Genomic DNA, 11,877 nt, shown 5'->3' with positions numbered 1-11,877 from the left:
TCGGCGACGTGGTCTTGCCCCTTCCCCCGCTGGGGGATGGTGGGGATGGGGGCAGCAGCGGCCGCTGCGGGCCCCCACCCCAACCCTCCCCCAGCGGGGAAGGGAGCCAACCCGTCCAGATGCCCATGGACGTGCTGTTGGGCAAGCCGCCCAAGATGCACCGCGACGTGGCCCGCATCCACCGCAACTTCAAGCCGCTGGAACTCACGGGCGTGGACCTGCAGCGGGCCGCCATCCAGGTGCTGGCCCATCCCACCGTCGCCTCCAAGCGCTTCCTGGTTACCATCGGCGACCGCACCGTGGGCGGCCTGACGCACCGCGACCAGATGGTCGGCCCCTGGCAGGTGCCGGTGGCCGATTGCGCCGTCACGCTGGCTGACTTCCGGGGCTTCGCCGGCGAGGCCATGAGCATGGGCGAGCGCACGCCGCTGGCCGCCATGGACGCCGCCGCATCGGGCCGCATGGCCGTGGCCGAGGCTATCACCAACCTGCTGGCGGCGCCCATCGAACTGGCGCGCGTCAAGCTGTCCGCCAACTGGATGGCGGCCTGTGGCGAGCCGGGCGAGGACGCCGCGTTGTACGAGACGGTCAAGGCCGTCGGCCTGGAGCTGTGCCCGGCGCTGGGCGTCTCCATTCCCGTCGGCAAGGATTCGCTGTCGATGCGCACGCAATGGGCCGAGGGCACCGACAAGAAGAAGGTGACCTCGCCGGTGAGCCTGATCGTCAGCGCCTTCGCCAGCGTCGACGACGTGCGCGGCACGCTCACGCCGCAGCTCGACGCGCAGGAGGCCGACACCACGCTGGTGCTGATCGACCTGGGCCGTGGCCAGCACCGCATGGGCGGCAGCATCCTGGCCCAGGTGCTGGGCCAGACCGGCGACCGCGTGCCCGACCTGGACGACCCGCAACTGCTGGTCAAGACGGTGGACGCCGTCAACCAGCTGCGCGCTGAGGGCAAGTTGCTCGCCCTGCATGACCGCAGCGACGGTGGCCTGTTCGCCGCCGCCTGCGAGATGGGCTTTGCAGGCCATGTGGGCGTGTCGCTCAACGTCGACCTGCTCATCACCGAAGGCGACGGCATCAGCGACAGCCGAATGGAAACCGGCGACGCCAAGAACTGGGCTCAGCAGGTCAGCGCCCGCCGCGAGGAGCTCACGCTCAAGGCGCTGTTCAACGAAGAGCTGGGCCTGCTGCTGCAGGTGCGCACGGCCGAGCGCAACGAGGTCATGCAGACGCTGCGGGCGCACGGCCTGTCGGTGTTCAGTCATTTCGTCGGCAAGACCCGCCCCGAAAGCTCGCCCATCGATGCCGGCAAGGGCAAGGTGGAAGTCTGGCGCGACACCAAGGCCGTGTTCAGCGCGACGCTTTCCGATCTGCACCAGGTGTGGGACAGCGTGAGCTGGAAGATCTGCCGCGAGCGCGACAACCCGGATTGCGCCGATGCCGAGCACGCCGCCGCCGGCGACCCGGCCGACACCGGGCTGCACCTGCACCTGCCGGAAGGCTTCGGCACTGCACCTGTCTTCGTGGGCAGTGCCCGGCCGCGCGTGGCCATCCTGCGTGAGCAGGGGGTCAATTCGCATGTGGAGATGGCCTACGCCTTCCACGAGGCCGGCTTCGAGTCGGTCGACGTGCACATGACCGACCTGCAGAGCGGCCGCGCCGATCTGGCACGCTTCCAGGGCATCGTGGCCTGCGGCGGCTTCAGCTACGGCGACACGCTGGGCGCCGGCATCGGCTGGGCGCGCAGCATCACGTTCAACCCGCGTCTGGCGCAGCAGTTCGGCGATTTCTTCGGCCGCACCGACACCTTCGGGCTGGGCGTGTGCAACGGCTGTCAGATGTTCGCCGAGCTGGCCGACATCATCCCGGGTGCGCAGGACTGGCCGCGCTTCACCACCAACCGCAGCGAGCGCTTCGAGGCGCGCCTGTCGCAGGTGGAAGTGCTGGATTCGCCCAGCCTGTTCTTCGCCGGCATGGCCGGCGCGCGCGTGCCGATCGCCGTCGCGCATGGTGAGGGCTATGCCGACTTCCGTCTTCGCGGCGACGCCGGCCGCGCCATCGCGGCCATGCGTTTCGTGGACCATGCGGGCCAGCCCACCGAACGCTATCCGCTCAACCCCAACGGCAGCCCGGGCGGCCTGACCGCAGTGACCACGGCCGACGGCCGCTTCACGGCCATGATGCCGCACCCCGAGCGTGTGTTCCGCAACGTGCAGATGAGCTGGACCTCGGGCGACCGCGCAGCGCGCAGCCCCTGGATGGAGATCTGGCGCAACGCGCGTCGCTGGGTGGGCTGACCGGCAGCGCGGGGCGCGCATACTCGCGCCCATGCAACTGCACCAGATCACCGTCGAGTACGTCGCGCCGGAGGACCGGCTGCTGCTGCACCTGGTCGCGCAGACGGGCGAACGAACCTCGCTGTGGATCACCCGCCGGCTGCTGTTGGCCCTTCACGGACCTCTGCATCAGGCCGTCTCGCGCGCCCATGTCGCTGCGGAATGGGGCGCGGTTCCCTTGCCGGATGGCGCGGCGGATCTGCTGGCCGAATCGGCGCGTGCCCAGGCGCTGCGCGAGGCTGACTTCGCCACGCCGCCGCAGACGGCCACCGGCGCGGCGTCCCTCCTGCAAGGCGCCGTGCCCGTGGTGGGCGAGGTGACCCTCAGCGTGCCGGTGGGTGCGGAGGCGGCCGGGCAACTGACCATCCGCTGGCGGACGACCGACGGACGCGACGTGGAACTCAATGTGCCGGCTGCGGCGGCCACTGCCTTGCAGACCCTGCTGGTGCAGGGCGCGGAGCGCGGTGGATGGGGCCTGGTCGCCCCAGACGACAAAACGGCCCGGACGCAGGAAGCATCCGGGCCACGATTCATGAACTGACAGGCCGGGCGTCACTTGCCCGTCGTGGCCGCCTGGGGACGGCCGGTGCGCTTACTCGACGCGGGCCTTGCTGCGCAGCTCTTCCTGGAACTTCTGCAGCTTCTGCTGCTGCATCTGCTGCGTCAGCTGGGCCTTCACTTCGTCCAGTTTGGGGAACTGCATGTCGCGGGTGTCGTCCAGGCGGATGATGTGCCAGCCGAATTCGGACTTGACCGGGGCGGCGGTGGTCTCGCCCTTCTTGAGCTTGACCATGGCCTGCGAGAACTCGGGCACCAGGCTGGCGGGCGTGGTCCAGTCGAGGTCGCCGCCATTGGCGCCGGAGCCCGGGTCCTTCGAATACTTCTTGGCCAGGTCCTCGAACTTGGCGCCCTTCTTGAGCTCGGCCAGGATCTTGTTGGCCTCCTCCTCGGTCGGCACCAGGATGTGACGGGCGTGGTATTCCTTGCCGCTGTTGGCCGCCGCGATCTTGTCGTACTCGGCCTGGATCTCGGCGTCGGTGACCGGGTTGGTCTTGCGGTAGTTGTCGAACAGCTGACGGATCAGGATGGCCTGGCGGGCCAGCTCCATCTGCGCCTTGAACTCGTCGCTGCGGTCCAGGCCCTGCTTCTGCGCTTCCTGCATGAAGACTTCGCGCGTGATCACTTCCTCGCGCAGCTGGTCCTGCATTTCGGGCGTCACCGGCCGGCCGGCGGCGGCCAGTTGCTGGGCCAGCACCTCCATGCGTGCCTTCGGTACGGGCTTGCCGTTGACGATGGCGGCGTTCTGCGCCAGGGCAGGCAGCGAAGCCGCCAGCGCGGCAGCGGCCAGGACGTGGAGCACTTGTTTTTTCATGATCGGAAAACGGCTAGGAGGGTCGGATTGGCGCCGGAATCGGGCCGATGGAGGGGAGGGGGAAAGAGGCCTGGCGGCAGGTGCCGGTGGGACCGGCGCAGCGCTTGCTCAAAGTGTCTCGATGGCGATCGCGTGCAGGCCGCGTGAAACAAAAGGCTGGACGGCATCATACACAAGGCGATGCCGCGCCACCCGCGTGCGGCCCGCGAAAAGCGGCGATGCAATGCGCACACGGAAGTGGGTGCCCCAGCCCGCCGCGCCAGCGCCGGCATGGCCCGCATGGGCGGCGCTTTCGTCCAGCACTTCCAGATGGGTGGGCTGCAGCTGCGCGCGCAGGGCGGCCTCGAGTTCGTCGACACGCGGCAGGTCTGCGTCGGTGCTCATGCCGATTCCTTGTCGCCGGGCTGCGCCTGCAGATGAGGCGCGACATACAGCCCCTGCGCCACCAGGAAGGCGATGGGAAAGACGTAGCCCCAGAGCTTGAAGTTGACCCAGGCGTCGGTACTGAAGTACAGCGCCACATAGGCATTGATGGCCGACATGAAGGCGCAATAGAAGACCCAGGCCACGCCCAGGCGGCGCCAGATGCGGTCGGGCAGCACCAGCTGGCTGCCCAGCAGCATCTTGAGCACGTTGCGGCCCATGCCCCACAACGCCACCGCCAGGGCGAGGGCCATGGCGCCGTACAGCACCGTCGGCTTCCACTTGATGAAGCGGTCGTCGTGCAGGGCCAGCGTGAGGCCGCCGAAGAGCAGGATCAGCACCAGCGTGGCCTTCTGCATGGGCTGCAGCCGGCGCTCCATGGCGTAGACGATGGCCATCTGCACCACCGTGGCGGCCATCAACACGCCGGTGGTGACGTAGATGCCGTAGAACTTGAAGGCGCCGAAGAACAGGACGATCGGCAGGAAATCGAGCAGGGCTTTCATGCAAAGAGAGGATGGCGCCTTCGGGGTGGCTTATTCGGCGTCTTCAGGTTTGAAGTCGAGCGAGGCCGAGTTCATGCAGTAGCGCAGGCCGGTGGGCGCCGGGCCGTCGGGAAAGACATGGCCCAGGTGCGCGCCGCACTGGCTGCAGACGGTCTCGGTGCGCACCATGCCGTGCGAGCGGTCGACGTGCTCGGTGATGGCACCCGGTACGGCCTCGGCCGAGAAGCTGGGCCAGCCGCATCCGGCGTCGAACTTGGTGTCGGAGTCGAACAGCTTGGCGCCGCAGCAGATGCAGTGGTAACTGCCGTCGGCCCAGTGGGCCTCGTACTTGCCCGTGAAGGGGCGTTCGGTGGCGGCATGGCGGGTGACGTTGAAGGCGACGGGCTCGGCGCCCTTTTCGGCCAGCAGGGCCTTCCACTCGGCGTCGGTCTTGCGGATGGTCGGTTCGGTCATGAGGAGCAGCTGATTTCGATGGCAGATGCCCAGTCGGGCGGGAAGTCGGCATAGGCGTCCATGCCGGGATGCTCGTCAAATGGGGCCTCCAGCAGCGCAAGCAAGGTGTGGACGCCGGAGAAGTCGCCCTTCTGGGCGGCTTCGATGGCCTGCTGGCCCAGGTGGTTCCGCAGCACGAAGCGCGGATTGGCGCGCAGTGTAGCGACGGCCGCCGCCGCGTCGGCCTCGGTCGGCCGGCGCTCGAAGGCCGACAGCCAGTGGCGCCAGCTGGTGCGGTCGACGAACAGGTCGTCCAGCGGGTCGGCGGGGCCGCCGGCGCGGTAGTGGGCGAAGCGGCGCCAGAAGATGGTCCAGTCGATGCGCTCGGCCGCCATCACGCGCAGCAGCGCCTCCAGCAGCGCGGCGTCGCCGGCCACGGGCTGGGCCAGGCCCAGCTTGGCCAGCATGGCGGCCTCGAAGCGCAGCGGGAACACCTCGCGGTACGACTTGAGGGCCGCCAGCGCCAGTTCTTCCTCGCCGATCAGCGGCATCAGCGCCTGGGCCAGGCAGAAGAGGTTCCAGTAGGCGACGTTGGGCTGGGCGTTGTAGGCATAGCGGCCCTGGGAATCGCTGTGGTTGCAGACGTGGGCGGGGTTGAATCCGTCCAGGAACTGGAACGGGCCGTAGTCGATGGTCAGGCCCAGGATGGACATGTTGTCCGTGTTCATCACGCCATGGCAGAAGCCCACCGCCTGCCATTGCGCCATGAGCGCCGCCGTGCGCTCGCTCACGGCATTGAGCAGGCTGGCGTAGGCGTTGCCGCCGAAGCGGGTGTCGCTGCGGCAGTCCGGGTAGAACCGGTCGATGACGAAATCCGCCAGCTGGCGAAGCTCGTCGTGCTGGCCTCGGGCGGAGAAATGCTCGAAATGGCCGAAGCGGATGAAGCTCGCGGCAACCCGCGTCACGACGGCGGCGGTCTCGATGCTTTCGCGGGCAACGGGGGCCGGCGAGCCGACCAGGGCCAGCGCCCGCGTCGTGGGAATGCCCAGGGCGTGCATCGCCTCGCTGCACAGGAACTCGCGGATGCTGGAGCGCAGCACGGCCCGGCCATCGCCCATGCGCGAATAGGGCGTGCGGCCGGCGCCCTTTAGCTGCACCTCGAAGCCGCTGTCGGTCTCGCCGAGCAGGATGGCGCGGCCGTCGCCCAACTGGCCGGCCCACACGCCGAACTGATGACCGCTGTAGACCGTGGCGAGCGGATCGCTGCCGTCGAGTACGGCATTGCCGGCCAGCGCCTGCAGGGCTTCAGGGGATTCGAGCCATTCGCGCGACCAGCCAAGCAGCTCCCGGGCCGGCTCGCTGGTGGCGATCAGTGTCGGCGAGGGCAGGGGCGTGGGACGCAGGCGGGTGTGGAAGGCCGGGCCGAGTCGGGCGAAACCTTCGCGCCAGTGCGGTGCGGCCTGGCGCTCCGTGCCGGTGGCGGGAGCGCTGGACGAGGGCAGGGAACTCATCGCCGAATTGTCCGTGAAGCCCTTTCGCCCGCTGGATTTACGGGGATTCCCGATGCGGTGCGCATGCTGCACTGCGCAATACTCGGCCGGCTTTGTCCATGGCCGGTGCGCCCGGCGCCAGCATCCGACGGCCGGGCTGCCACGCAGCCATGCGACACACGATCCCCTTCGCCTTCGCCACCAAGGAGCCTCCCACATGCTGGGCCTGATGCAAGACCGCCCCCTGCTCATTTCCAACCTGCTCGAGTTCGCCGAGCGCCATCACGGCGACGGCCAGATCGTCTCGCGCCGTGTCGAGGGCGACATCCACCGCTACACCTGGGCCGACTGCGCACGCCGCGCCCGCCAGGTGGCCAACGCCGTGGAGGCCGAAGGGCTTCTCTTCTCCGACCGGGTGGCCACGCTGGCCTGGAACGGCTACCGCCATCTGGAGCTGTATTACGGCGTCTCGGGCAGCGGCCGCGTGCTGCACACGATCAACCCGCGCCTGCATCCCGACCAGATCGCCTGGATCGCCAACCATGCCGAAGACCAGATCCTGTGCTTCGACCTCAGCTTCCTGCCGCTGGTGCAGGCCGTGCACGCACGCTGCCCGACGGTGAAGAAATGGGTGGCGATGTGCGATGCCGACAGGCTGCCGGCCGACAGCGGCGTTCCCGGCCTCGTCAGCTACGAAAACTGGATCGGGGGCCAGGCCGATACCTATGACTGGCCCAGCTTCGACGAGAACTCGGCCTCCAGCATGTGCTACACGAGCGGCACCACGGGCAACCCCAAGGCCGCGCTCTACAGCCATCGCTCGACCATCCTCCACGCGTACGCCGCCTGCCTGCCCGACGTGATGTGCCTGTCGGCGCGCGATTCGGTGCTGCCGGTGGTGCCCATGTTCCACGTCAATGCCTGGGGCATTCCGTACTCCGCGGCGCTGGTGGGCGCCAAGGTGGTGTTTCCCGGCCCGGCGCTGGACGGCAAGTCGGTCTACGAGCTGATCGAGGCCGAGGGCGTGACCTTCGCGGCCGGCGTGCCCACGGTCTGGCAGATGCTGCTGGGCCACATGCAGGCGCAGGGTCTCAAGTTCAGCAAGCTCAATCGCACGGTGATCGGCGGCTCTGCCTGCCCGCCGGCCATGATCAACGCCTTCCGCGAGCAGTACGGCGTGGACGTGCTGCATGCCTGGGGCATGACCGAGATGAGCCCGCTGGGAACCCTGTGCACGCTCAAGAACAAGCACCTGTCGCTGCCTGCCGAGGAGCAGCTGGCGTTGCGCATGAAGCAGGGCCGCGCCATCTTCGGCGTGGACATGAAGATCGTGGGCGACGACGGCGAGGAACTGCCGTGGGACGGCAAGACCTACGGCGACCTGCTGGTCAAGGGCCCGTGGATCGTCAAGGAGTACTTCAAGGGCGAGGGCGGCGACCCGCTGCGCGGGGGCGGCTGGTTCCCCACCGGCGACGTGGCCACCATCGACGCCGACGGCTTCATGCAGATCACCGACCGCAGCAAGGACGTGATCAAGTCCGGCGGCGAATGGATCAGCTCCATCGACATCGAGAACATCGCCGTGGCGCACCCGGCCGTGGCCATGGCCGCGTGCATCGGCGTGTTTCACCCCAAGTGGGACGAGCGGCCGATCGTGGTCGTGGCGAAGAAGGCCGGCGCCGAGGTCACGCGCGAGGAACTGCTCAAGTTCTACGAGGGCAAGACGGCCAAGTGGCAGATTCCGGACGACGTGGTCTTCGTCGACGCGATCCCGCTGGGTGCCACCGGCAAGATCCTCAAGACGCGCATCCGCGAGCTGCTCAAGGACTACAAGCTGCCGGGGCTCTGAGCCATTCACGGCGGGCTGTCGCCTGCGCGATAGGGAAGGCCGCATCCGCGGCCTTTTTTTCGGGTGTTCCCTGAGCGCCGGCGGCGGCCCGGTGGCTACGCTGCGCGGACCCAACCCCCGGAGACAACACCGATGAATGTCCGCTTGAAGCACCTTGCTGCCGCCGCGCTGGCCGTGATGGCCACCAGCGCCTTCGCCCAGAAGGGCGAGACCGTGAAGATCGCCTGGATGGACCCGCTCTCGGGTCTCATGGCCGCCGTCGGCACCAACCAGCTCAAGACCTACCAGCTGCTGGCAGAGCACTTCAACAAGACCAATGCCTCGGGCGTCAAGTTCGAGATCATCGGCATCGACAACAAGCTGAGCCCGCAGGAGACCACGGCCGCATTGCGCTCGGCCATGGACCAGGGCGCGCGCTACGTGACCCAGGGCAACGGCTCCGGCCCGGCGCTGGCCATCATCGACGCGCTGGAAAAGCACAACGCGCGCAACCCCGGCAAGGAGGTCGTGTACTTCAACTACGCCGCAGTGGACCCGGACCTCACCAACAGCAAGTGCAGCTACTGGCACTTCCGACTGGACGCCGACACCTCCATGAAGATGGAGGCGCTGACCACCTACATGAAGGACCAGCCGGAGATCAAGAAGGTCTACCTGATCGGCCAGAACTATTCGCATGGCCAGCAGGTGAGCAAGTTCGCCAAGGAGAACCTGGCGCGCAAGCGGCCCGACGTGCAGATCGTGGGCGACGACCTGCATCCGCTGGCGCAGGTGCGCGACTTTGCGCCCTACATCGCAAAGATCAAACAGTCGGGCGCCGACACGGTGATCACCGGCAACTGGGGCTCCGACCTGGCGCTGCTGATCAAGGCCGCCAACGACGCCGGCCTGCTGGACACGGTGAAGTTCTACACCTACTACGCCTTCGGCTCGGGTGCGCCCACGGCGATGGGCGCCTCGGCCGCCGGCAAGGTGTATGTGGTCGCCTATGGCCACTACAACATGGGCCCGCCCATCCAGCCGCTGATGGCCGACTTCAAGAAGCGCATGAACGACGACATGACGCAGAACTCGATCTATCACACCTTCGCCCTGCTCGACGCCGCCTTCGTGAAGACGAAGTCGACCGACCCCGTCAAGGTGGCCGCGGCATTGGAGGGCATGAAGATCAAGAGCTTCAACGGCGAGGTCGAGATGCGCAAGGCGGACCACCAGCTCCAGCAGGGCCTGTACATCACCCGCTGGGAGAAGGCTGGCGGCAAGTATCCGTACGACGCGGAGAACACCGGCTACACCTTCGCGCCGGTCAAGTACTACGAACCCTACGTGGCCAGCACGCCCACCAGCTGCCAGATGAAGCGGCCCTGACGCGCATGCACCAGTCGTGTGCTACCCAAGGGTAGAAATGGTGCGGCGGCGGCTGTCGCCCGGGTGATAGAAAAGGCTTTCTCCAGAGGGGAATCGCGGGGCTTTCCCCTAGCGAGCGCGCAGTGAAGCACTGTACGCTCGTGCAAGTTCCGGCACCCGGGACACCACACAGGAGACATGCCTTGAAGACCTCTTTCAACCTGACTGCCGCCGCCTGCATCCTGGCTTTCGGCGCCCCCGCTTTCGCCCAGCAGGGCGAGACCGTCAAGATCGCATGGCTCGACCCGCTGTCGGGCCTGATGGCGGCGGTGGGCACCAACCAGCTCAAGACCTTCCAGTTCCTGGCCGAGGAGTTCAACAAGAAGAACGCGGCCGGCGTCAAGTTCGAGATCATCGGCATCGACAACAAGCTGAGCCCGCAGGAGACCACCGCCGCGCTGCGCTCGGCCATGGACCAGGGCGCGCGTTATGTCGTGCAGGGCAACGGCTCCGGCCCGGCGCTTGCCATCATGGACGCGCTCGAGAAGCACAACGCGCGCAACCCGGGCAAGGAGGTGGTCTACATCAACTACGCGGCGGTGGACCCCGACCTCACCAACAGCAAGTGCAGCTACTGGCACTTCCGCCTCGATGCCGACACCTCCATGAAGATGGAGACGCTGACCACCTACATGAAGGATCAGCCGGACATCAAGAAGGTCTACCTGATCAACCAGAACTACTCGCACGGCCAGCAGGTCAGCAAGTTCGCCAAGGAGAACCTGGCGCGCAAGCGGCCCGACGTGCAGATCGTGGGCGACGACCTGCATCCGCTGGCGCAGGTGCGCGACTTCGCGCCCTACATCGCCAAGATCAAGCAGTCGGGCGCCGACACGGTGATCACCGGCAACTGGGGCTCGGACCTGGCGCTGCTGATCAAGGCCGGCAACGACGCGGGCCTGAACGTCAAGTACTACACCTATTACGCCGTGACCAGCGGCACGCCCACGGCCATGGGCGCCGCCTCCGACGGCAAGGTCTACCAGGTGGGCTACAGCCACTACAACGCCGACGGCCCCATCAAGCCGCTGACAGAGGCCTACAAGAAGAAGTTCAACGACGACATGTACACGACCGTGATCTACACGGCCTTCTCCATGTTGACCGACGCCTTCGTGAAGACCAAGTCCACCGACCCGGTGAAGGTCGCTGCCGCCATGGAAGGCATGAAGTTCAAGAGCTTCAATGGCGACGTCGAGATGCGCAAGGCCGACCACCAGCTGCAGCAGGGCCTGTGGATCACCCGCTGGGAAAAGGCCAGCGCCAAGTACCCCTACAGCCCCGAGAACACGGGCTACACCCTGGCGCCGGTCAAGTACTACGAGCCCTATGTGGCCAGCACGCCCACCAGCTGCCAGATGAAGCGGCCCTCCTGATACCGTCGGGTAGCACGGGCCGCGCCGGCATGCCGCGCGCCGGCCCGGATGCCACCCCTCCGCTGCCCGCCGGCGCACCGCGCCGGCCATGCTCACCGCGCCCGCCGGAGACTGCCTCCGGTCCCGGGGCCGGATGTTTTCCTGAGGCTCGACGACAGTGGAATTCTTTCTCATCTCTCTTCTGAACGGCGTGAGCTATGGGCTGCTGCTCTTCATGCTCAGCTCCGGCCTGACCCTCATCTTCAGCATGATGGGGGTGCTCAACTTCGCGCACACCAGCTTCTACATGCTGGGTGCCTACTTCGCGTACACGCTCTCTGGCGTGCTCGGCTTCTGGCCGGCGCTGTTCGTCGCACCGCTGCTGGTCGGCGCGCTGGGCGCGGCCTTCGAGCGCTACAGCCTGCGCCGGGTGCACAAGTTCGGCCATGTGCCGGAGCTGCTGGTCACCTTTGGGCTGTCCTATCTGATCCTCGAGGTGGTGCAACTGGTGTGGGGCCGCTCCACGGTGCCCTACGGCCTGCCCGAGGCGCTGCAGGGGCCGCTCTTCACGCTGTACGGCACGCAGTTCCCCAAGTCGCGCTCCTTCATCATGCTCGTCGCATTGCTGATGCTCGTGGCCGTCTGGCTGCTGCTCACCCGTACCCGCATCGGGCTGGTGATCCAGGCCGCGCTCAAGCACCCCG

At 67.4% G+C, this 11,877-nt stretch carries 10 protein-coding genes and 1 pseudogene; 6 read left to right on the top strand and 5 right to left on the bottom strand.

Translation table 11 applies throughout. The features are described from left to right. Positions 1-107: 107 nt before the first annotated feature. Positions 108-2,300, top strand: a pseudogene (purL, locus tag QZ772_RS05715) (phosphoribosylformylglycinamidine synthase); the annotation flags it as partial. Between the two features lie 31 nt (positions 2,301-2,331). Further along, positions 2,332-2,880: a hypothetical protein gene (locus QZ772_RS05710; protein ID WP_295523927.1), complete on the top strand. Its 549-nt coding sequence runs from the start codon at positions 2,332-2,334 to the stop codon at positions 2,878-2,880. Positions 2,881-2,931: 51 nt separating this feature from the next. Here QZ772_RS05710 and QZ772_RS05705 read toward each other — a convergent pair whose 3' ends face one another. From QZ772_RS05705 to QZ772_RS05685, 5 genes are all read right to left on the bottom strand, one after another. Next, entirely contained in the window at positions 2,932-3,711 is a 780-nt protein-coding gene (locus QZ772_RS05705) for a peptidylprolyl isomerase (protein ID WP_295523925.1), read from the bottom strand. A gap of 108 nt (positions 3,712-3,819) precedes the next feature. Next, complete coding sequence (locus QZ772_RS05700) at positions 3,820-4,095, bottom strand: BolA family transcriptional regulator (RefSeq protein ID WP_295523923.1); 276 nt, start codon at positions 4,093-4,095, stop codon at positions 3,820-3,822. Continuing rightward, entirely contained in the window at positions 4,092-4,640 is a 549-nt protein-coding gene (locus QZ772_RS05695) for a septation protein A (RefSeq protein ID WP_295523921.1), read from the bottom strand. Before QZ772_RS05695 ends, QZ772_RS05700 begins: the two co-directional genes overlap by 4 nt. A gap of 30 nt (positions 4,641-4,670) precedes the next feature. Then, the gene (gene msrB / locus QZ772_RS05690; RefSeq protein ID WP_295523919.1) at positions 4,671-5,093 is read right to left on the bottom strand and encodes a peptide-methionine (R)-S-oxide reductase MsrB; all 423 of its coding nucleotides are present in this window, start codon (positions 5,091-5,093) and stop codon (positions 4,671-4,673) included. Then, positions 5,090-6,583 carry a YdiU family protein gene (locus QZ772_RS05685; RefSeq protein ID WP_295523917.1) on the bottom strand — a complete coding sequence of 498 codons (1,494 nt, stop codon included), beginning with the start codon at positions 6,581-6,583 and terminating at the stop codon, positions 5,090-5,092. The genes msrB and QZ772_RS05685 overlap by 4 nt, the downstream gene beginning before the upstream one ends. Positions 6,584-6,779: 196 nt before the next feature. Between QZ772_RS05685 and QZ772_RS05680 the strand changes: the two genes are divergently transcribed. The 4 genes from QZ772_RS05680 to QZ772_RS05665 all read left to right on the top strand — a co-directional run. Next, on the top strand, positions 6,780-8,411 hold the full coding sequence (locus QZ772_RS05680) for a 3-(methylthio)propionyl-CoA ligase (protein ID WP_295523915.1): 1,632 nt from the start codon (positions 6,780-6,782) through the stop codon (positions 8,409-8,411). 132 nt (positions 8,412-8,543) lie between these two features. Continuing rightward, positions 8,544-9,779, top strand: coding sequence for a branched-chain amino acid ABC transporter substrate-binding protein (locus tag QZ772_RS05675; protein WP_295523913.1), 1,236 nt, complete (start codon positions 8,544-8,546; stop codon positions 9,777-9,779). A 182-nt stretch (positions 9,780-9,961) separates the two neighbouring features. Then, on the top strand, positions 9,962-11,194 hold the full coding sequence (locus QZ772_RS05670) for a branched-chain amino acid ABC transporter substrate-binding protein (protein ID WP_295523911.1): 1,233 nt from the start codon (positions 9,962-9,964) through the stop codon (positions 11,192-11,194). A 214-nt stretch (positions 11,195-11,408) separates the two neighbouring features. Continuing rightward, on the top strand, positions 11,409-11,877 hold a 469-nt coding region (locus QZ772_RS05665; protein ID WP_295523929.1), incomplete at its 3' end, for a branched-chain amino acid ABC transporter permease.

Source organism: uncultured Pseudacidovorax sp. (assembly GCF_913773995.1).
Classification (GTDB): domain Bacteria; phylum Pseudomonadota; class Gammaproteobacteria; order Burkholderiales; family Burkholderiaceae_C; genus Xenophilus.
Note: the sequence above shows the minus strand (reverse complement) of the source record. Positions and strands in the feature narration are given on the sequence as shown.

What these genes read in the sequence shown, in the direction of transcription:
- QZ772_RS05705 (WP_295523925.1), bottom strand. Translation starts at nt 3,711, where the DNA reads ATGAAAAAACAAGTGCTCCACGTCCTGGCCGCTGCCGCGCTGGCGGCT.
- QZ772_RS05695 (WP_295523921.1), bottom strand. Translation starts at nt 4,640, where the DNA reads ATGAAAGCCCTGCTCGATTTCCTGCCGATCGTCCTGTTCTTCGGCGCC.
- QZ772_RS05700 (WP_295523923.1), bottom strand. Translation starts at nt 4,095, where the DNA reads ATGAGCACCGACGCAGACCTGCCGCGTGTCGACGAACTCGAGGCCGCC.
- msrB (WP_295523919.1), bottom strand. Translation starts at nt 5,093, where the DNA reads ATGACCGAACCGACCATCCGCAAGACCGACGCCGAGTGGAAGGCCCTG.
- QZ772_RS05710 (WP_295523927.1), top strand. Translation starts at nt 2,332, where the DNA reads ATGCAACTGCACCAGATCACCGTCGAGTACGTCGCGCCGGAGGACCGG.
- QZ772_RS05680 (WP_295523915.1), top strand. Translation starts at nt 6,780, where the DNA reads ATGCTGGGCCTGATGCAAGACCGCCCCCTGCTCATTTCCAACCTGCTC.
- QZ772_RS05675 (WP_295523913.1), top strand. Translation starts at nt 8,544, where the DNA reads ATGAATGTCCGCTTGAAGCACCTTGCTGCCGCCGCGCTGGCCGTGATG.
- QZ772_RS05685 (WP_295523917.1), bottom strand. Translation starts at nt 6,583, where the DNA reads ATGAGTTCCCTGCCCTCGTCCAGCGCTCCCGCCACCGGCACGGAGCGC.